Below are 20549 nucleotides of genomic sequence, written 5' to 3' on the forward strand. Positions count from 1 at the left end.
AACCAGCGGCGCCGCACGCGCAGTCCCCACTTGACACCATGAATTTTGCGCCTTACTGTGTGGGCGCAGATCTAGATAAGAGACTATCTGTAAGGTGGTCTCTTATGCGCGTCGCAATTGCATTGGCCTCTTACAGTACAAATACTTGGAGGCAGATTGTGCAATCGGTCGCGGTCAAGATTCGTGGCGTCGACGACGTCATTTCCTTCATCGATTCCTGTCCTGGCATTCCCGGTCGAGCCGGCATTATCTGGTGGCTCGCGCTAGGCGGACTGTTTCTCGACGCATTCTCCAATTCCGCGCTCAGTGCGGGCCTCGGGCCCATGGCGCGCGATCTCCATCTGGACGCGGCGCAAATCGCGCTAATGACCTCGTTCGCTTCGTGGGTCGCCATTGCGTTCAACCCCATTGGCGGCTGGATGGCGGACCGCTGGGGCCGCGTGCGTCCGCTCGTGCTCGCGAAATGCTTTGCCGTGGCCGGCGCCGTGCTCGTGATGTTCGCACCGGGCTATGCGGTCATACTCGCGGGCCGCTTCTTCGTGGGCATGGCCTACGGCATCGACTTCGCGATTGCCATGGCGATGCTCGCGGAATTCACGCCCGCGCACCTGAAAAGCCGCCTCAATGCGTGGCAAGGCATGTGGTACACGGCCGTCTGCCTGAATCTCGTGCTAGCGCTGCTATTTCATGCGTGGCAAGTGGGCGATTCGATCTGGCGTTATTCGATCGCGGCCACGGCGATCTTCGGCGTGGCGATTCTGCTGCTGCAACTGCGCTATCTCGTCGAAAGCCCGATGTGGCTCGCGCGCAAGGAGCGTCTCGCCGATGCCGCCGCCGCGATGAGCCGCATCTATGCGCGCGCGTTCGAGGCCGCGCCGCCCGCGGAGCGCATTCCCGTGCTCAATCAGGCGCGCCGCGGCTTCGCCAACATCGCGCTGATCTTTCGCGGCGTCTACCTGCCGCGCACGATCCTGGCCGCCACGGTGCAGATCGCGCAGTCGATTCAGTACTTCGCCATCGGCTGGTATCTCCCGCTCATCAGCGCGGCGCTGTTCGGCAAGGATTTCGTCTACGCGACGCTCGGCGCGCTGGTCTTCAATATTTTCGGCATCGCAGGCGGCTTCATGTCGCCGCTCGTCGGCAAGACCATCGGCCTGCGCCGCGCCTCCGCGTTCGGCTTCGCGGCGGTGTTCGCGATGCTGCTGATACTCGGGCTCTACGGCGCGAAGATGCCGATGTGGCTGGCCGTGACCGTGCCTTCGCTGTTCATCCTGTTTCATTCGTCGGGGCCCGGCGCGAACGGCAAGAGCCTGTCTTCGCTCTCGTTTCGCAGCGAGCTGCGCGCGGGCGCCAATGGCGTCGTGGGCGCGCTCGGCTCGATCGGCGCGGCGCTCGGCTTGTTCGTCTTTCCGCTGTTTCGCGAGCGCTATGGACTCGAACACACCTTTCTCATTCTCGCCGTCGTGCCGCTCGTGGCGAGCGTGATCTGCTTCGCTATCCGCTGGGACCCCACGCGCACGAGCATCACGCCCGATAACGAACCCGACGCGCCGCAGTTCGACAGCGACGCCGCGCGCGAGAGCCGCTTCATGAATCCCGCCATGGAGAAGACCCAGCGATGACCCGAACCCAGCCCGTCATTCTCGCCATCGACGAAGGGACCTCCGGCACGCGCGCCGCCGTGGTGGACGCGCGCGGCCACGTTTCCTGTCTCGAGTATCGCCCGCTGCAGGTGGAGAGCCCGCAGCCCGGCGTGGTGGAGCAGGACGCGAACGTCACGCTCGCGAAGACTGTCGAGGTGTGCCGCGCGACGCTCGCGCAAGCCGCTGCCGAAGGTCTGGAGGTGGTGGCGCTCGCGGTCGCCACGCAGCGCGCGACGGCCGTGCTCTGGGACACGCACAGCGGCCGCGCGCTCGTGCCGGCGATGGTCTGGCAGGACACGCGCCACGCGGGCGAGCTCGCGGGCCTCGCCGGGCGCTGGGACCGCACGCTGATCGAGCGGGTGGGGCGTCCTGCGGGCGTGCGCTCGCCGTATCTGTGGGCCGCTCATCAGCTGCGCGAAACGCCCGCCGTGATCGACGCGCGGCGCGCGGGGCGGCTCGCGTTCGGCACCGTCGACACGTGGCTGCTCTGGCATTTGTCGAACGCCGGCGTTTGCGTGACCACGCCCACCAATGCGACCTCCGCGAGCGCCTATGTGCTCGCCGAGCACCGCTATTGCGCGGACTGGCTCGACGCGCTCGGCTTTCCGCACGCGCTGCTGCCGCAATTGCGCGAAGACGCCGACGCGTTCGGCCATACGCGCGCCGACGTGCTCGGCATCGAGGTGCCCATTCTCGCCTGCGCCGGCGACCAGCTCGCGGGCGCGGTGGGCCTCGGCTGTCTCGACCGCGGCCAGTCGCTGTGCGTGCACGGCACGGGCAGCTTCGTCGACTTGTTGATCGGCACGGCCTTGCCGCACGAGGGGGGCGGCCACGAAGGCACCTTGACGATGACCGCGCGCCGCCACGACAAGGTCTCGCATTTCTCGCTCGAGACCTTCGTGCCCACCACGGGCTCCGCGCTGAACTGGATCTGCGAAAAGCTCCAGTGGTTCGACGACCCGAAGCAGATCAGCGCGCTCGCGGCCACGGTGCAGGGCGCGGGCGGCGTGACGTTTCTGCCCGCGCTGACCGGCATGCGCGTGCCGCAATTGCAGCCCGGTGCGCGCGCCTCGCTCGCGGGATTGTCGATGGCGACCACGCGGGCCGAAGTGGCCTACGCGATTCTCGAAGGCATCGCGCAGTCGGTGGCGCTGTGCAGCGATGCGAACGCGGCGGTTGCGCAGGTGGCGGCCGACGAGCTGATCGTGGGCGGCGGCTTGTCGGCGAGCGACACGCTGCTGCAGGTCCAGGCCGACCTGGGCGGAGTGCCGGTGCGGCGCATGCGCGGGAGCGATCGCGCGAGCCTGCGCGGGGCGGCCTTCCTGGCCGGCTCGTCCGGTCTGCTGTGGGACTCGCTCGACGACGCGCGCGCGACGCTGGCGACCGACGCGGTGTTCGAGCCGCGCGTTTCAGCAGACGCGCGCGGGCAGCGCCGCGCCTCGTGGCGCACGCGCGTGGAGCACGAGCTCGCCCACGCGAACGCATTCGAAGCACGATAAAGCAGGAGAACGAACTACATGGTGTGGATTCCATCGAGAAAGGCCAATCGCGAGCGCGCGAGCATGACGGGCACGGAGCCGCTGCGTCTCGTGCGCGCCGAGCAGCTCGACCGGCTCGCGAGCGAGACGTTCGACATCGCCATCGTGGGGGGCGGCGTGACCGGCGCCTATGCGGCGCTCGACGCGAGCTTGCGCGGCTACCGCGTCGCGCTGGTGGAGAAAAGCGACTTCGCCTCGGGCACTTCGTCGAAGTCGTCGAAGATGGTGCACGGCGGCCTGCGCTATATCGAGCAGGGCAATCTCGGCCTCGTGCGGCATTCGCTGCTCGAGCGCCAGCGTCTGCGCCGCAACGCGCGCCATCTCGTGCAGCGCCTGCCGTTCCTGTTTCCGGTGATGGAGCAGGACGGCGTCTTCGACAAGCGCCTTGCCAAGGCCTTCGAAAGCCTCTTGTGGACCTATGACCTCGCGGGCGGCTGGCGCGAAGGCATTCTGCATCAGAAGCTCAGCAAGGCCGAAGTGCTTTCGCACTGCCCGACCTTCAACGAAACGCATCTGACCGGCGGCTTCATGTACTTCGACGCGCGCGTGGACGACGCGCGCCTCACGCTGAACCTTGCGCGCACGGCGGCCTTTCATGGCGCGGCCGTGATCAATCATGCGCAGGCGATGGAAGTGACGCGCAACGAGCAAGGGCGCGTGGACGGCCTGATCGTGCACGCGGACGCGCGCGAGCTGCGCGTGAAGGCGCGCGCGGTCATCATGGCGACGGGCGTCTGGTTGCGCGACTGGAGCGGCCGCAAAAAAGGCGACGATCCCGCGCTGCAGATTCGTCCCGCGAAGGGCGTGCACGTGGCCATTCCGTGGCTGAAGATCCGCAACGACTGCACGGTGACGATTCCGGTGCCGGGCCGCAGCCGCCGCGCGACCATCACGCGCTGGGGCAACGTCTCCTATCTGGGCACCACCGACGAGGATTACCGCGGCGATCTCGACGACGTTTGTTGCACGCGCAAGGAACTGGACTTCCTTCTGGAAGGCGCGTGCTCGGCGCTGAAGACCGATCTGTGCGCCGAAGACGTGGTGGGCAGCATCGCGGGATGCCGGCCGCTCGTCGGGCCGCCGGGGGGGAAGACGCTGGAAATGAAGCGCAATCACGAGATTCACGTCGCGCCCGATGGCCTCGTGACGATCGTCGGCGGCAAGCTGACCACCTCGCGGCACATGGCGGAGCAGACCATCGACGCCGCGCAGAAAGTCATCGGCAAGCGCGCCCGATGCTCGACGAAGTCGGCTTATTTGCTGGGCGCGGCGGGCTACGACGCCCAGGCGATCGTCGCCTCGGGCGGCCTGAGCGCGCACTTCGGCGAGCGCTACGGCACCGAGGCGCGCTTTGTCACTGACCTGGCGCAGGCCGATCCGCGCCTGCTGCGCCCCATCGTCGATGATCTGCCTTACACCGAAGCCGAAGTGCTGTACGCCGCGCGCCACGAACTCGCGTGCACCGTCGACGACGTGCTGTCGCGGCGCATGCGCGCGCGCCTGATGGCGCGCGATGCCTCCGTGCGGGCCGCCGCGCGCGTGGGCGACATTCTGCAGGCCGAACTGGGCCTGCCTTCGAGCACCGTTGCGAGCCAGGTGCGCGACTACGTCGCCGCTGTCGAGCACGACAAATCCGTCCTTATGGGAGATACCGCATGATCAGCAAGGAAGCCATCAAGCGCGGCTACAACCGCGGCAACTACGTCGTGGGCGCGCATACGCCGCCGCCCTGGGCGGCGGGCCTCGAAAAGCCCGGCACCGAGACGGGCCTGCAGCGCGACCCGGTCGCGCTCACGCAGGCGCAGATCGACGCCTTGCACGCAGCCGCCGACGAAGTGCTCACGCAGAGCGCCGACGTGGTTGCCTTCACTCGCGACTGGTGGGCGCGCTCGATGGTCACCGAGACGGCCGGCAAGCCGGCCACGCCGCATGCGGTCATCGTGCGCGTTTCGACGGTGGCGCAGGTGCAGGCCGTGATGCGCATCGCGCACGCCGGCGCGATACCGGTGACGCCCTCGGCGGGCCGCAGCAACGTGACCGGCGCGGCGCTGCCCCTGCGCGGCGGCATCGTGCTCGACGTGTGCGCGCTGAATCGATTCATCGGCTTCGATCGCGAGAGCCAGATCGTCGAAGTCGAGGCGGGCATGTTCGGCGACATCTTCGAGGAGACCATCCAGCGCGAATACCGCATGACGATGGGGCATTGGCCTTCGTCGTTCGCGATCAGCACGGTGGGCGGCTGGGTTGCGTGCCGCGGCGCGGGGCAGCTTTCCACGCGCTACGGCAAGATCGAGGACATGGTAGCGGGCATGGACGTCGTGCTCGCCGACGGCCGGCTAATTACCGTGGGCGGATACGCGCGCGCGGCCGTGGGCCCCGATCTGCAGCAGCTTTTCATCGGCTCGGAGGGTACGCTCGGCGTGATCGTGCGCGTGCGCCTGAAGCTGCATCGACTGCCTGACTATGGACGCGCGATTGCCTACGGCTTCGGCTCGTTCGCCAAGGGGCTCGACGCGTGCCGCGAGATCCTGCAGCGCGGTGCGAATCCGGCGGCGCTGCGCCTCTACGACGAGCTCGAAAGCGGCGTTCAGTTCGGTCTGCAAAATACCCACGTGCTGCTGGTCGCCGACGAAGGGCCGCGCGAAATGGTGGAGGCCGTGCTGACGATCAGCGAGCGCGTGTGCGCGGAACTCGGCGAGCGGCTCGATCACGAGGCCATCTTCGAGAAGTGGCTCGATACGCGCTACCTCACGGGCAAGAGCGCCGAAGGCTTCAAGCGCAGCCCCGGCTTCGTCGCCGATACGCTCGAAATGATCGGCCCGTGGAAGCATCTCGCGGCGATCTATCGCGACGTGGTGGCGGCCATCAATGCGGTGCCGGGCACGCTCGCGGGATCGGCGCACCAGTCGCATGCGTATGTGGACGGCGCGTGCCTCTATTTCTCGCTGCGCGGCGAGGTGGAGGTGGCTGAGCGCGCGCTGTGGTATCGCGCCGCGTGGGACGCCGCGAACGCGGTCATCATCCAATACAATGCGACGCTGAGCCATCATCACGGCGTGGGCCTTTTACGCTCGCCGTATATGAGCGATTCGCTCGGCTCGGCGTTTGCGGTGTTGCAGGCCGTTAAGCGCACGCTCGATCCGCAGAACATCCTCAACCCCGGAAAGCTCGGCTTGACTGACGAGCTGCTCCACGAAACGAAATAGCGATTCCCATGGACAGGTCACTTGGCGGGCGCCTCACGCGCCATCCGGTCATCGCGACGCTCTACGGCCCGGACGAAATCGATTGCTTCGTGCAAGGCGCGGCGGAAGTCGCCATCGTCGCGAACGTCGATCTGCGCAAGCTGCATCGGGTCGTGGCGGCGCTCACGAAGGCGGACAAATACGTCATCGTCAATATCGACAGTTGCGACGGGCTCTCGCAGGACAAGGGCGGCGTCGAGTATCTGGCGGACATTGGCGTGACGAGCCTCGTTTCCACGCGGGTGGCCACGATCCAGCGCGGCAACCGGGCCGGTCTCGTCACGATGCAGAAGGTGTTCGTGACGGACCGCTCGACCTGGCCGCGCAGCGTGAAGGCGCTAGAGCAAAGCGACCCGAATCTCGTGCAGCTGATGCCCGCGCCGATGCTCGCGCGGCTCTCGGCGCAGGACCGCAAGGCGTTGCCGCCCATCGTCGCGTCGGGCTTCGTGTGCAATGAAGCGGACGTGCTCGCGATACTCGGCGGCGGCGCCGTGGCGGTGTCGACGAGCGACACCGAACTCTGGAATCTCGACCTCGAAGGTCGAACCCTTGGCATGGCGGGAGCGATGAATGGCTAAGCGTTATTTGCAGGTGATCGCGCATTACTACGCGCAGGCGGGCCACGGCGACACGGTGGCGGCACGGCTCGCCGAACTGGCGGCGGCCACGCGCACCGAGCCGAAGAACCGCTATTACGGGTACTTCCGCTCGCTGGAGGAGCCGGAGCACTTCGTGATTCTCGAGCAGTACAGCGACGCCGATGGTCTCGCCGAGCATCGCGAGACGCCGCATTTCCAGCGCATTGGCGTGGGGACGATCATTCCCTTGCTGGAGCGCCGCGAGGTGAGCAGCTATATGGTGGAGGAAGGCGCAAGCTGATCAGGGAACGCGCGTGCGCGTGACGTCGACCATCGGCGCCACGTCCACGATCGGCGTGACCTCCACGCCCGCATCGTCGGCATCGAATGCGAGCGTGGGCACTTGGCCACGCGTGCGCCGCGCGCTCTTCCAGATCATCAGCAGGTGATAGTAGAGCCGCAAGCTCAATCCGTACCGGTACGCGTGCAGATTGCCGAGCGCGAGATGCAAGCCGGCGCGCGCCTCGTGATTGCGCGCATGGAGCGACACCACGATGGGCACGAATCGGCGCATCGCGAGCTTGCGCGCGGGCTCGAGCGCGGGCGGCAGCGCGAGCCCCTGCAGGAAGCGCCACGCGGCGATCGACGACGCGCTGGTCGTATTGCGCGTCGACTGCGAAACCGAGACATCGGTTTTCCGGTAATAGGAAACATGCTCGTCGATATAGCAGACCCCGCGCGCAGCGAGGCACAGGCGCACGCCAAAAACGTAATCGCAGCACACGGCATGCTGCTCGTCGTAGCTGATCTGCTTGACGAGCGCGGCGTCGGCGAGCCAGCCGTTATTCGGGAACATCTGCACGATGCCGGTGCGCCCCGGCAGCGCCTGCAGGCCCGCCGCCGCGGGTGTGCGGTGATACGCGTGATTCATGCGTTGGCTCGACGCGTAATCGACGCTCCCGTCGTGATCGACTTCGTATTGATTGCCGAACGCCGCCTGAATGCCGGGGTGGCGCTCCCACTGTGCGAGCAGGCGCTCGATGCACCGCGCGGCGAGGTAGTCGTCGTCGTGGATCAGCAGGATCTTGTCGCCCGTTGCGCGCGCAAACAGGCTCGCGACGTTGCGCGCCTGGCCCAGTGCGGGCGTATTGCGCCGATAGGCGATGCGCTCGTCGTTGCCATAGCGCTCGGCGATCCAGCGCTCGGTGCGCTCGTCCGGCGAATCGTCGCCGATCACGATTTCGATATTCGTGTGCGTCTGCGCGAAACACGATTCGATGCAGCCGATCAACAGATCCGGGCGCTTGTACGTGGGCAGACAGATCGAGACTTTGGTTTTTATCGTCATGGGCCTACCCCTTGTTCTTTAGGGATGTGGAAAAGGTTCGCATTGCGAACGCCATTCGGCTGGCATGACGGTAAAGGATCAAAACTCGAAAGAAATTGAAAATAAATCGCAAGGCCCGGTCATGCGGGAAAACGCTTATCTGGCGGGAATTACCGGTGAATCGTAAGAGGATTGAAAAAGAAAATCGGGGGCGGGGGGAAAGGCCGTGGCTTGCGGCTTGCCGATGGGGGAAGCGCTTCTGGAAAATCTCAGACACTGTCTGGGAAATTCGCCTGGCAATACGCACAAGAGAAAATAATTCTTCGCCCCAAGCACGCCGCCCAGGATTATGGAAGCACTTTCTACGGGCTGCCGCGTAGCATGATGACCCATTCAATCAGCGACAGAACGACGAATAATGGGCGAGAAACTGCACTATTTCGATTACGCGGCCACGACGCCGGCCGACCCGCGCGTGATCGCGTCGATGTGCGCCTGCCTCGGCATCGAGGGCGCATTCGGCAATCCGGCCTCCAGCTCGCACGCGGCGGGCACGAAGGCGCGCGGCCTCGTGGAAGAGGCGCGCGCGCAGGTGGCGGCGCTGATCGGCGCGGCGCCCGACGAGATCGTCTGGACCTCGGGCGCCACCGAATCGAACAACCTCGCCCTGAAGGGCTTTGCCGACGCGGCCACGGGCGCGCGTCATCTGGTTACGAGCTGCCTCGAGCACAAGGCGATTCTGGACACCATGGCGAGCCTCGAAGCGCGCGGCATGACCGTGACCTACGTGCGCCCGTCCGCGGACGGCAGCATCGGCGTGGAGGCCGTCAAGGCGGCCTTGCGCAGCGACACCGGCCTCGTCTCGCTGATGCTCGTGAACAACGAGATCGGCACGCTCACCGACATCGCCGCGATTGCGCCGCTCGTGCACGAAGCGGGCGCGCTGCTGCACGTGGATGCGGCCCAGGCGCTCGGCAAGACGCCCATCGACGTGAAGGCGATGGGCATCGACTTGCTGTCGATGTCGGCGCACAAGGTCTATGGGCCCAAGGGGATTGGCGCGCTCTACGTGCGCCGCGAGGTGGCCGCGCGCATCGCGCCGCAGATGCACGGCGGCGGTCACGAACGCGGGCTGCGCTCGGGCACGCTCGCCACCCACCAGATCGTGGGCATGGGCACGGCTTGCGCGCTCGCCGCCGCCGAGATGGACGCGGACACGCAGCGCATCGCGGGCCTCGCCGAGCGTCTGCTTGATGGCGTGCGCGGTCTCGAAGGCGTGACGCAGAACGCGTGCGCCGCGCGCCGGATCGTGCACACGCTGAGTCTCACCATCGGCCTGCCCGGCTTCTTTCCGTTCATGCTGGCGGCGGATCTGGCCGTGTCGTCCACCTCGGCGTGCAACTCGGCCTCGGGCGCGCCCTCGCATGTGCTGAGCGCGCTCGGGCTCGATGCCGAAGCGGCCAGCCGCACGCTGCGTTTCAGCATTGGCCGCTATACGACGGCGGAAGACGTCGACCGTGCGATCGCGTGCATTCGCGCGGTCGTGGCGCAATGCGCGCCCGCGGCGGCCTGTGCGCGCGTAGCGTGACGACGGGCAACGGCGCGCGGGGTTGTTTCAATCGAAGCGGACCTTGCGTTGCCCAGCCACGCGCGCTAGCGCAACCTACGAAATCGGCTTCGAATTTTTCGTGGGATTGCCGAGATCGTCGGTCGGCAGCCATTGCTGATCGAACGCGGCCACGTAGAGCGCCCATTGGGGAGCACCCTGCGGCGCGCCCAGGTCCACGAGCACGGCGCCGTCCTGCCAGATGTCGTTGTGATCGTTGCTGTCGTTGCCGGGGCGATGAATGAACTCGCCCTTCGACCCCTGGTTCATATGCACGTCGTGCATGCCGTTGCCTTCGCTATAGAAGCGCCCGAACACGTAGACGTCGAAGTCCGATTGCATCGCACGCACCAGCAGACTCTGAAGCGTGGCGATGGGCTCGAGGGTGTCCGAGCCGTTCATGACGTCGCTGTTGAGCCAGGCGCCCGTGTTGGCGAGGAAGTCGCTGCGCTGGAAGTCGATCGCGGGCAGCGCGTCCTGTCCGGTCAGATCGTGCGAGCCGGGCGCGGCGCTCTGGAGCGTCGCGAGCACGGGGTGGCTGAAGTCGAACGGCAGCTTGTACTTGAGCAAGTCGTCGGCGTCGGTGGTGCCGACGTTCACCGCGATGTCCCATTGCGCGCCCGCGACCGAGAGCCCGAAGTGCAGGTGATACTGCACTTCGTGCGGGCGTTGCGTGGGCTTCAGTTGCGGCGTCGTTACGATCTTGCCTTTAGCGTAGCCGTAGGGAAGCGTCATCTCTGGCATCTCCTGGAATCGCTGGCAGCGGGGCCGTCCATCATAGGCCGGCGGCGTGACAGTTGTGCTGCGCGGCGGCTCGTGAGGGCAGCGGCGCGGGCTTCGGTCAATGCGCTTGCATGGCCCATTGCGCGAGCGTGGCCACCGTGTTCATGTTGCGCGCCGTGCCGTTCTTCGCCGCGGGAATCTTGAGCTTCGAGCGCCCGACGCCGTCTTTGTAGTACACGTAGATTTCGCGTTTGCCGAGCGCGAGAGCTTCGGTGCCCTGGCCGCTGATGGTCGAGAGCGCATCGGCGCTCGGGGCGCTGTCGAGAAAGAGTGCGAGCGTGCGCTCGGGCGGCGCGTCGGCGAACGGATTCGCCGCAAGCACGGCGGCCATCTCGTCGGCGGTGCGCAACAGCACGCCCACGGGTTGACCTGCGTAGTCCTCGAGACTGCGCTCGAGCTGCTTCTTGACGCTCACGGCCGCGAGCCGGCTCTGGAACACGACGTTTCCGCTCGCGATATAGGTGCGCACGCCGGCAAAGCCGAGCGTCTCGCACATCGCACGCAGTTCGGTCATGGGGAGCTTGCCGGTGCCGCCGACGTTCACGGCGCGCAGCAGAGCGATATAGGTAGGCATGGGCGCATGATACTGCGGTTCGCGTGGGGCGCTGCGTGAGCGTGGCGGTATCATCGACGCGACGGGACGCGCCATTCCGGCGCGTCGGCGCACCCACGAGCGAATACGCATGAAGACGCTGCTGATCGTCTACCACACGATGACCGGAGGAACGCAGCAAATGGCCGAGGCGGCGGCCGCTGCCGCGCGCGAGCAAGCGGGCGTGGCAGTGAAGCTGCAGCGCGCGGACGCGACGCAACCCGAAGACGTGCTGGCCGCCGACGGCTATCTGTTCGCGACGCCGGAGAATCTCGCGGCCATCTCGGGGCTCATGAAGGACTTCTTCGACCGCAGCTACTACGCGGCGCTCGACCGCGTGAACGGCCGCCCCTACGCGGCCATGATCTGCGCGGGCAGCGACGGGCAGAACGCGCTGCGCCAGATCGACCGGATCGCGACGGGCTGGCGGCTCAAGGCGGTGGCGCAGGGCGTGATCGTCTGCACGCATGCGCAAACGCCCGAGCGCATTCTCGCGCCCAAGACCATCGGCGCCGACGATCTCGAACGCTGCGCGGAACTGGGCGCGGGACTGGCGGCGGGGCTCGCGCTGGGGGTTTTTTGAGGCGGGTATGCTCACTGGCTCATGCGGCTTTTGCGCGGCGTTTGCATGATGTTCGCGCGGCGTTGTAAAGGATTGTCAGGTTCGCGCGCGGTCGTCAACGTGCGCATCATGCGGGCGTTATGCGGGAGACGGCCATCCGGCCCGTCGATCCTCAACTTCGAAACGGAGTCGATCCCGCCATGAAGCGCATGTTCATCGCCAGTCTTGCCCTTGTCGCGTCCGCTGCCGCCTTTGCGCAGACGCCGTCCGCACCGGTCCACCACAACAGCGGCAAACATCACAAGCACCACCAGAAGCATTCTCAGCATCGCAGCGGCCACCATGACGAGTCGGTTGGCGATCGCGCCGAGCCGCTCGATTCGGCGCCCGATTTCAAGCCCTGATGCGGATCGTGCGAGGCGCCAGCGCGCAGGTCGCTGCGACGCACCTGTAAAACTGAGATGGGCCGCGCCTGGTGTCTTCGATAATGCTCGGCTCACCCGTTAAATGCAGGATGACGAATTAATGAGATCGAGCTTGAAGTTGCGGCGGCATGGCGCGATAGGGATCGCCATGCTGGCTGCTGGCGGCGTCCTTTCCGGGTGCACCTTCGATACGGGCCCGGACATATCGGCGATCTGGCCAACATCGGCAATCTCGCCGCCCTGTCGCGCGGTGAGCGCGGGGGAATACTGCGTGCAGCCCGGCGATACGCTCGACAGCGTCGCACAGGGTTTTGGACGCAAGCCGCAGGATGTCGCGTACTGGAATGGCGTCTCGCCCGGCGCGCCGCTGCGCGTGGGCCAGTTGCTGCGCCTGACGCCGCCGGATGCGCCGTCCCGCCATGCAAGCCTTGCGCACCAGGCGGGCCCCGACGCTGCCGCAACGGCGAGCGCTGTGCCCGCAACGGCTCCAGTGCAATTCGCGTGGCCGGTCAACGGCATGATCGTCCGCGAGTTCGGCGAGGGCGGCTCGCGCGGCATCGAGATCGCGGGACACGCGGGGACGCCCGTGAAGGCCGCCGCCGCGGGCCGCGTCGTCTATGCGGGTAACGGCATCAAGACCTATGGCCTCATGGTCATCATCAAGCATGAAGACGGCTTCGTGACGGCTTACGGCAATAACCGCCGGATGCTCGTCCACGAGGGCGACGCGGTGCAGCGCGGCGCGGCTATCGCCGAAATGGGCACGCAAAGCGACGGCGAGGCGCGGCTTCAGTTCGAGATGCGCGAAGGCAATCATGCGGTGGATCCGCTCGCGCATTTGCCGGCGGATTCGGGGCCGGTTGTGGAGTAGGGTGGTCAGGCCCAACCGCCGCCTTAAGCCGCCCCCCGAACAACGCCTGATCCCGAATAGCCGGCATGCTGCCCAGATCCTGCGCCATTTGCAGATCCAGCGCGTGCGCGATCGTGGCGAATCCATTGACCTGCGTGGCCGTCGGGCCGATTGCCGCCGAGGGCTGCGGCGCGCTCGCCTCTGCAGCCGTCGCCGCGCCAGCGCCAGCCGCAGCACCCGCCGCGGCCACAGCGGGCGACAGCGTCGCACCCAAGCTCAGCGGCCCGTCATTCCCGCCCGTTCTACAGATATCGAGAAATGCCCCCGTCCACGCGGGCGAACTCGCATCGCGCTGCGTAAGCGGCTTGTCGATGCCGAAAATCTCGCGCACCGAGCGCACGCCCACGGCGAGATCAGCAGCGCGGGCACGCGTACGCCCAGCCGGTCGAACGCGAAATTGCGCGGTTTGGCAGCGCGCGCGCCGTTGGTGTTGGCGTCGCCGGGCGGCACGGCGGCGGGCTGCACGCGGTGATCGAAGAAGCCGCCATGCTCGTCCCACGTGAGGAGCAGCACGCAGCGCGGCCAGACCGGCGCATTGCGGATCGTCTCGTACACGTACTGGATGAACTGCTCGCCCGCCAACATCGAGCCAACTGGATGCTGCGAATTGCCCGCCGCGAAATTGCCGCTCAGCAGGCCGTAATCGGGCTCGATGAAGGTGTAGTCGATGTCGTAGTCGTCGTGCAGGTCTTGCGCGAAGGCGTCGTTGGCGTGCTTCGGCGAGATCGTGCGGAACGTGTCGCCATTGAAGAAGCTGCCCACGAGACCGCGGATCGCGAGCACCTGCGGGAAGGCGTCGGCGTGATAGACGCGCCACTTCTTGCCGGCCGCGGCCAGGCGGTCGAACAGTGTGCCGTTCCCGAACGAGAAGCCCAGGCTGTGGATCGTTTCCGAGGCCGCGCTCGTCAAGTCGTCCGGACTGTTGTCGAGTCCGCCCGAGGAGGCCGCATGCGCGAAAAAGCGGTTCGGCCAGGTGGGCCCCGGCATCGACGAATACCAGTTGTCGAACAGCACGAACTCGCGTGCGAGCTCGCCGATCACCGGCAGCGCGCCGGGTCCGAATCCGCACATCGCGAGCGACGCATACTCGCCCGTGCCGAAGCCGCTCACGGGCGGCGTGTCGCCGAGCTGCGCGGCGACGTCGTCGAATTCGTGAGGCGGGTCGCTCGCGAGCCGGTCGAGGGCGCCTGGCGCGAAGCGCCATGAGCCGGGCGGCGGTGTCACGCCTTCGAGGCCGGCCAGGCCGAGCAGGTGATCGAACGAGCGGTTCTCCATCATCAGGACGAACACGTGCGCGATGTCGGCCATAGGTTGTCTCCGTGTGTTCGGGGTTCGCGGCCCGACTTCACGCCACGCTCGCGCCGGCGCGAGCGACGCGGTTGCGGCCCGCGCGCTTGGCCGCGTAGAGCGCCGCGTCGGCGGCGGCGATCAGCGCATGCGGGGCCGTGCTCGCGGCCGGGGCACCCGCATTGCCTCCGTGGCCCGCCGTGCCCAGGCCGCCCGGCGCGCTCGTGGCGTAGCCGGCGCTCACGGTGACCCGGCCCGCCGCCACGGGCGCGGGAATGGCAAGCTGCGCGACCGCCGCGCGTGCGCGTTCTGCGGCGGCGCAGGCTTCGTCGGCGTTGGCGCCGGGCAGCACCAGCGCGAATTCTTCGCCGCCGTAGCGCGCGACGAAGTCGCCGGGCCGCAGCGTGAGCGCGAGCGCTTCGGCCACGGCGCAGAGGCACGCGTCGCCGTGCAGATGGCCATAGGCGTCGTTATAGTGCTTGAAGTGATCGACGTCGATCATCACGAGCGAAAGCGGCTGCGCACCGAGCGCCGCGCGCTCGAATGCCCGGCGGAACTGCTCGTCGAAATAGCTGCGGTTATACACGCGCGTGAGCGCATCGTGCGCCGATGTCTGGATCAGCGAGGCATGCTCCTCCGACAACTGCCGGTAGAGCGCCGTGACCTCCCAGACCAGCACGCACACGAGCACGCCGGGCGCGAGCATGCTGAACAGACGCGCGACGTACCAGCCCAGCGTGAAGCGCTCGATGCTCAGCGTATTGAGCGCGGCGTCGACGAGCGAGGCCAGCAGCGCCACGGCGATCCACCAGTCGAGCAGGAGACGCAGCCGTCCCTTGAACAGGACGATGGTGATTGCCACGAGATTGAGCGCGCAGATGACGAGCCCCGTGGCGTTGGCGGCGATGCCTGCCGGCGGCATCTGCGCGGCGGCCATTGCGGAGGACGCATGCCACGGCGCGGCAAGATCGACACGAACGACGAGCACGCCAAGCGCCGCGGCGAGCACGGCGGGGCCCGCGAGCAGGAGCCAGGCGCGTGCGCGCAGTCCCGCGAATCCCGCGAGGCGCGAATGCGCGGGCGCATCGTCGGGCGCGCGGCTGCGGATCAGCTCGGCCAGCATCACGAGCAAGGGAAAGCCCGCGTGCCAGAAGACCCACATCCACGCGGCGCTGTGCGGGCCCGCGCCCAGGAGGCCCGTGCGCGTGAACACGCCAGGAAACATCAGTAACTGCAGCGCGACGGCGATCGCCGTGAACGCGTAGGCGCCCCCGAGCGCGCCGAGCATCGGCAGACGCGTGGCCGCGAAGCGCGCGCCGAGCAGGAATGCCGCGATGCCCGACGTCGTGAACACGGTTAGCGCGCACATCGGCATGAATGGTCCGATGGCGGGCAGCGCGTCGTGCGCGCGTGGCGCGGCGAGCGCGAGCGTCAGCAATATCGCGAACGCGCAAAGACCGGCGAAGATCGCCTGCCTGCGTGTTGCGGGTCCGATCAGCAAGCCGTACATGGCGTCCCGTTGCGTGGAGAGCGGTTCGTTTATTGATTATGAGTGTCGGCGCGCAGGCCGCGAGTGTGTCGCTGAAAGAAGAAATGTTTGCGCGTCCCGTTGCGCCGCTATTTTGCGCCGATTCGTTTGCCGATGGCGGCCGAATGAACCGAAAAGCGGGGCTTGCCGCGCCTGGCGCGCGCGAGCGTTGCGGTTGAGTTTCCTTATCGAGCGCGCTACATTGGGCGCGCGCTTCGGGCCGGCTGAGATGCGTTGCAGCGCTGGCCTGTTTTTCGTAATTATTATGTAAGGATACCTGATGGTGCATCGCGCAGCGCGCGACAACCACGCAGCCTGGGGGTGGTTCGCCGGCCGCGCGGGCCAGAGCCGGCTCGGCGTGCTCGCGCTGGGGCTTGGCGTCGTGCTCGGGGTGCTCGCATGCATGCCGCGCCTGCCGCTCGACGCGCGCGCATGCGCGGTCATGGCGAGCGCATGCCTCAATATCGGCGTCGCCGTGATCGGGACGCGGCTCATCGTTTCGCGCGAGCCGGTGGCGCCGGCCACTCGCGTGCCGCTGTGGAAGACGCTGCTGGGCCTCGCGCGGCTCGCGCTCAGGCGCGAGGCCACGCGTGCCGGTGAATACGCGGAGGCCGCCCACGAGGCGAGCGAGACTCACGAAGCCCGCGAGATCGAACGCCCCGATCTCGCCAACCTGCTGCGGGCGTTGCCCTGGCAGCCGTGGGTTGCGCCGCTCATCGCGCTCGCTTCGCTCGCGCTCGCGGTGCTCGCCTGGGCCAGGCCCGCACCCGCGCGTGCATCCGTATCGTATGCAGCCGGTATGCCGCCCTCGTTGCTCGTGGCGGTTGCGCTCACGCTGGTGCTCGCATTCGGCGCGCTCGTCGCGGAACGCGTTCATGCGCAACGCAGCGCGGATTCGCGCGCATCCGCTGCGCTCGTGGGGTTGCTGCGCGTGCTGATCGTCGCGGCGCTGGGCGCGGCGGCAGCGGCGGCCTGGTCCGCGCATGGGGGCTACGCGATGAACTGGCTGCCGCGCGTGCTCGCCGTGCTGAGCGGCGCGGTCGCGATCGAACTGGCGATGCGTTCGGCATGGGCGTGGCTGGCGGCACCGGTGGCATCGGCAGCAACGGCGTCGTTCGCATCCAATGCCGAGGGCACAGAAGATATCTGGTTCCTGCGCAGCGCCCTCGCGAACGCGTTGCGCCCGCATGCGCATCCGCTCGCCGCGCTCGATGCGCGTTTGCGCTCGCGCTACGGCATCGACTTGCGGCAGAACTGGGCGCTGCAAAGTTTCGTGCGCCTCTTGCCGGGCACGCTCGCGGCTATGGTCGTCGCGGGCTGGCTGCTGGGCGGCGTGACGATCCTCGGGCCCGATCAGCGCGCTGTCTACGAGCGCTTCGGCGCGCCCATCGCCGTATGGCAGCCGGGGCTGCATATAGGGCTGCCCTGGCCCTTCGGCCGCGCGCGCGTGATCGACAACGGCGCCGTCCATCAGCTGATCGTCTCGGGCAGCGCCAACGACGATAGCCGCGCCGCGCCGTCCGTCGCCGCCGATGCGCCGCCGCCGGGGCAGCTCAACCGTCTCTGGGACGTCGCGCATCCGTGGGAGACCACCCAGGTGATCGCGGGCACGAGCGGCGACCAGCAAGCCTTCCAGATCGTGAGCGCCGATGTGCGCCTCGACTACCGCATCGGCCTCTCCGATGCGGCCGCGCGCGCCGCGCTCTATCGCACCGTCGATCTGGACGCGACCGTGCGCTCGATCGCGAACCGCGAGGTCGTGCGCTATCTCGCGTCGCGCACGCTGCAGTCGCTGCTCGACACGCCGCAGACAGCGATGGCCGCGACGCTGCGCGCGGCCGTGCAGCGCCAGCTCGATGGGCTCGCGAGCGGCATCGAAGTCGTGGCGGTCGTGATCGAAAGCGTGCATCCGCCCGCAGGCGCGGCGGCCGCGTATCACGGCGTGCAGGCGGCGCAGATCCGCGCGCAGGCGAGCGTGGTGCAGGCGCGCGGCTTCGCTGCGCAGACGATCGGCGGTGCGCAGCAGCAGGCGATCGAAGCCGTCGCCGAGGGCCGCGCGAACGCGGCGGACACGCTGGCCGCCGCGCGCGTGCAGCAGGCGGGCTTCGACGCCGACGTGATCGCGCAAGGCCTGGGCGGTCCCGCGTTCGCCTTCGAGTATTACCTGCATAGCCTGCAAAAAGGGCTGCAGAACGCGAACGTGACCGTGATCGACGACCGTCTCGCGAGCGGCAATCGCGCGACCATCGACCTGCGCACGTTGACGCCCGCGACGGCGGCCGGCGTGAGGCAGGCATGGTGACGCGCGTGGAGTCCCGCGCGGACGCATCGATAACGGCGTCGACAGCGACGACAACATCGGCATCGACATTGAGCAAGGTGATCTGAAGTGGGCCTCTTTCACGCGCATGGCGATGCGCACTCTCATCATCATCATGGTCACGGACACGGCGGCGAGCCAGGCGGGAACGCCCCCGCGAACCGCCCGCGCTTCGCGCTGCGCGCGGCGCTGGCGATCGCGTGCGTGATCGTCGCGCTCGTGGTCGCGAGCTTCGTGCAGGTGCGCGAGGGCGAGGCGGCCGTGGTCACGCGCTTCGGCGACCCGGTGCGCGTGCTGCTCGCGCCGGGCCTCGCGTGGCGTCTGCCCGCGCCCGTCGAAGCGGCGGTGCCCGTGGACCTGCGGCTGCACACGACATCTAGCGGCCTGCAGGACGTGGGCACGCGCGACGGTCTGCGCATCATCGTGCAGGCCTATGTGGCGTGGCGCGTGCCCGCCAATGCCAACGATATCGGCCGCTTCGTGCGCGCGGTGCGCAACGAACCCGACGAAGCCGCGCGGCAGATCCGCTCGCTCGTGGGCTCCGCGCTGCAGACCACCTCGGCGGGTTTCGATCTCGCCTCGCTCGTCAACACCGATCCTTCGCAGGTGCGCATCGGCGCATTCGAAGAGGCGCTGCGCCGCCAGATCGACGCGCAGGCCTATGCCGCGTATGGCGTGCACGTCGTGCAGGTGGGGCTCGAGCGGCTCACGCTGCCCGCCGTGACGCTCTCGGCGACGGTCGAGCGCATGCGCGCCGAGCGCGAGACCGTGGCCGCGCAACGCACGGCCGAGGGCCTGCGCGAAGCGGCGCAGATCCGCTCGGACGCCGACCGCGACGCGCGCGTGATGATCGCCGACGCCAACGTGAAAGCGGCCGACATCGAGGCGCAGTCGCGCAAGGACGCGGCGGCGATCTACGGCAAGAGCTACGCGGCCGATCCGCAGCTCTACACGATGCTGCGCTCGCTCGACACGCTGAGCTCGGTCGTCAACCAGAACACGAACCTGATCCTGCGCACCGACGCGGCGCCGTTCCGCGCGCTCGTGCAGGGGCCGCCGGGGATGGGCGGTAGTTCTTCGGGCGCGGCTGCGAATGCCAGTGCGTCCACTGCGCGCCCCCACGGGCACAGCCGATGAGCACGCGCGAAAACCTTCCCGCGCTCGGCCCCGGCGCGCAGGCGGTACGGCTCTCGTTCCGCTTCGTCGCAGCGCTGGCGGTGCTGGCCGCGCTCGCGTGGGCCACCTCGAACGTACGCCGCATTCCCGCCGACAGCAGCGCCGTGGTTACGCGCTTCGGCGCCTACGTGCGCTGGCAGGGCGCGGGTTTGCTGGTGGCGTGGCCGCGTCCGTTCGAAACGGTGCAGCTCGTGCCCGGCAGCGAGCGCGTGCTCGAACGCCGCATCGTTTCGCTGATGCGCGATCCGCGCGCGGGCTCGCAACTGAGCACGGCCTCCGACGCGCTTGCCGGGTCCGGCTACGTGCTCACCGGCGACAACGGTGTCGTGCAGGTGAGCGCGACGCTGTTCTACCGCGTGGCCGATCCCTATGCCTATGCGCTGCAGCTCGATCATCTCGACGCGGCGCTCGAACGCATCGTCCCCGCCGCGGTGGGCGAGACGCTCGCGCAGCGCGACCTCGACGCGATCCTCGTGGCGCGCCCGGAGATGGTGGCCGCCGACCAGCAGATGGCCGCGCGCCGCGAAGCGCTGCGCGGCGACCTCGCGCGCGCGGTCCAGCGTCACCTCGACGCGCTCGCCGCCGCGCACGCGGGGCTCGGCATCGAGGTGACGCGGGTGGACATGCAGGCGTCGTTTCCCGCTTCGGCCATCGACGCGTTCAACGCCGTGCTGAGCTCGATGCAGAACGCCGAGCGCGACATCGCGCAGGCGCGCACCATTGCCGAGAAGACGCGCCAGGGCGCGCAGCAGAACGCCGACCGCATCGTGCAGGACGCCCAGGCCAACGCCGCCGAGCGCGTGGCCACGGCGCAGTCGGAGACCTCCACCATCGTGCAGCTCGAAGCGGCGCTCGCGCAGGACCACGATCCGGGGCTCGTCGCGCGCGCGTACCGGGACCGCGTGCAGGCCGTGCTCGCGAGGGCCGCGCGCGTGACGACCATCGACCCGAACGACGCATCGAGCCTGGTCTTGCCGGGGCACGCGCCATGACGACACCGTATGAACCGGTAGGGCGCCGGCCATCGGC

17 protein-coding genes and 1 pseudogene are annotated in these 20549 nt (G+C 68.1%); 12 read left to right on the forward strand and 6 right to left on the reverse strand.

All coding sequences use genetic code 11. The features are described from left to right. Window positions 1-158 precede the first annotated feature (158 nt). Genes U5775_RS33740 through U5775_RS33765 form a run of 6 tightly spaced genes read left to right on the forward strand, consistent with a single transcriptional unit; the run spans window position 159 to window position 7305 of the window. Window positions 159-1622 (forward strand): MFS transporter, encoded by a 1464-nt coding sequence (locus U5775_RS33740; protein WP_322062463.1) that lies wholly within the window; start codon window positions 159-161, stop codon window positions 1620-1622. Beyond that, entirely contained in the window at window positions 1619-3142 is a 1524-nt protein-coding gene (locus U5775_RS33745) for an FGGY family carbohydrate kinase (protein ID WP_322062464.1), read from the forward strand. Before U5775_RS33740 ends, U5775_RS33745 begins: the two co-directional genes overlap by 4 nt. Window positions 3143-3160: 18 nt before the next feature. Further along, window positions 3161-4840, forward strand: a complete 1680-nt coding sequence (locus tag U5775_RS33750; RefSeq protein WP_322062465.1) for a glycerol-3-phosphate dehydrogenase/oxidase — start codon at window positions 3161-3163, stop codon at window positions 4838-4840. After that, window positions 4837-6387 (forward strand): FAD-binding oxidoreductase, encoded by a 1551-nt coding sequence (locus tag U5775_RS33755; RefSeq protein WP_322062466.1) that lies wholly within the window; start codon window positions 4837-4839, stop codon window positions 6385-6387. The genes U5775_RS33750 and U5775_RS33755 overlap by 4 nt, the downstream gene beginning before the upstream one ends. An 8-nt stretch (window positions 6388-6395) precedes the next feature. Continuing rightward, window positions 6396-7004 (forward strand): glycerol-3-phosphate responsive antiterminator, encoded by a 609-nt coding sequence (locus tag U5775_RS33760; protein ID WP_322062467.1) that lies wholly within the window; start codon window positions 6396-6398, stop codon window positions 7002-7004. After that, window positions 6997-7305 (forward strand): putative quinol monooxygenase, encoded by a 309-nt coding sequence (locus tag U5775_RS33765; RefSeq protein ID WP_322062468.1) that lies wholly within the window; start codon window positions 6997-6999, stop codon window positions 7303-7305. The genes U5775_RS33760 and U5775_RS33765 overlap by 8 nt, the downstream gene beginning before the upstream one ends. Here U5775_RS33765 and U5775_RS33770 read toward each other — a convergent pair whose 3' ends face one another. Then, on the reverse strand, window positions 7306-8352 hold the full coding sequence (locus tag U5775_RS33770; protein ID WP_322062469.1) for a glycosyltransferase family 2 protein: 1047 nt from the start codon (window positions 8350-8352) through the stop codon (window positions 7306-7308). It lies immediately after the preceding gene. Window positions 8353-8749: 397 nt separating this feature from the next. Here U5775_RS33770 and U5775_RS33775 point away from each other — a divergent pair. Continuing rightward, window positions 8750-9901, forward strand: a pseudogene (locus tag U5775_RS33775) (cysteine desulfurase family protein); the annotation flags it as partial. A gap of 93 nt (window positions 9902-9994) precedes the next feature. Here the strand turns inward: U5775_RS33775 and U5775_RS33780 are convergent. Together U5775_RS33780 and U5775_RS33785 are read right to left on the reverse strand one after the other, a co-directional pair. Continuing rightward, on the reverse strand, window positions 9995-10672 hold the full coding sequence (locus U5775_RS33780; RefSeq protein ID WP_322062470.1) for a DUF2278 family protein: 678 nt from the start codon (window positions 10670-10672) through the stop codon (window positions 9995-9997). Window positions 10673-10778: 106 nt separating this feature from the next. Then, window positions 10779-11294, reverse strand: coding sequence for a DUF1697 domain-containing protein (locus U5775_RS33785; protein ID WP_322062471.1), 516 nt, complete (start codon window positions 11292-11294; stop codon window positions 10779-10781). A 109-nt stretch (window positions 11295-11403) separates the two neighbouring features. On the opposite strand from U5775_RS33785, the gene U5775_RS33790 reads away from it, so the two are divergent. Continuing rightward, entirely contained in the window at window positions 11404-11895 is a 492-nt protein-coding gene (locus U5775_RS33790; protein WP_322062472.1) for a flavodoxin family protein, read from the forward strand. A gap of 11 nt (window positions 11896-11906) precedes the next feature. Here the strand turns inward: U5775_RS33790 and U5775_RS33795 are convergent, their stop codons facing one another. After that, window positions 11907-12374 carry a hypothetical protein gene (locus U5775_RS33795; RefSeq protein WP_322062473.1) on the reverse strand — a complete coding sequence of 156 codons (468 nt, stop codon included), beginning with the start codon at window positions 12372-12374 and terminating at the stop codon, window positions 11907-11909. A gap of 25 nt (window positions 12375-12399) precedes the next feature. On the opposite strand from U5775_RS33795, the gene U5775_RS33800 reads away from it, so the two are divergent. Then, the gene (locus tag U5775_RS33800) at window positions 12400-13170 is read left to right on the forward strand and encodes a peptidoglycan DD-metalloendopeptidase family protein (RefSeq protein WP_322062474.1); all 771 of its coding nucleotides are present in this window, start codon (window positions 12400-12402) and stop codon (window positions 13168-13170) included. Window positions 13171-13425: 255 nt separating this feature from the next. On the opposite strand, the gene U5775_RS33805 is transcribed toward U5775_RS33800, so the two are convergent. Together U5775_RS33805 and U5775_RS33810 are read right to left on the reverse strand one after the other, a co-directional pair. Continuing rightward, on the reverse strand, window positions 13426-14517 hold the full coding sequence (locus tag U5775_RS33805; protein WP_322062475.1) for an alkaline phosphatase family protein: 1092 nt from the start codon (window positions 14515-14517) through the stop codon (window positions 13426-13428). Between the two features lie 37 nt (window positions 14518-14554). Then, window positions 14555-16006, reverse strand: coding sequence for a GGDEF domain-containing protein (locus U5775_RS33810; RefSeq protein ID WP_322062476.1), 1452 nt, complete (start codon window positions 16004-16006; stop codon window positions 14555-14557). 298 nt (window positions 16007-16304) lie between these two features. Here U5775_RS33810 and U5775_RS33815 point away from each other — a divergent pair, with 298 nt between their 5' ends. From U5775_RS33815 to U5775_RS33825, 3 genes are all read left to right on the forward strand, one after another. Continuing rightward, window positions 16305-18326: a protease modulator HflK gene (locus tag U5775_RS33815; RefSeq protein WP_322062477.1), complete on the forward strand. Its 2022-nt coding sequence runs from the start codon at window positions 16305-16307 to the stop codon at window positions 18324-18326. Window positions 18327-18413: 87 nt separating this feature from the next. Next, a complete protein-coding gene (locus tag U5775_RS33820; RefSeq protein WP_322062478.1) occupies window positions 18414-19481 on the forward strand; it encodes a protease modulator HflC in 1068 nt (355 codons plus the stop codon). Next, on the forward strand, window positions 19478-20512 hold the full coding sequence (locus U5775_RS33825) for an SPFH domain-containing protein (RefSeq protein ID WP_322062479.1): 1035 nt from the start codon (window positions 19478-19480) through the stop codon (window positions 20510-20512). The genes U5775_RS33820 and U5775_RS33825 overlap by 4 nt, the downstream gene beginning before the upstream one ends. Window positions 20513-20549 lie beyond the last annotated feature (37 nt).

Source organism: Paraburkholderia sp. J63 (assembly GCF_905220245.1).
Lineage (GTDB): Bacteria > Pseudomonadota > Gammaproteobacteria > Burkholderiales > Burkholderiaceae > Paraburkholderia.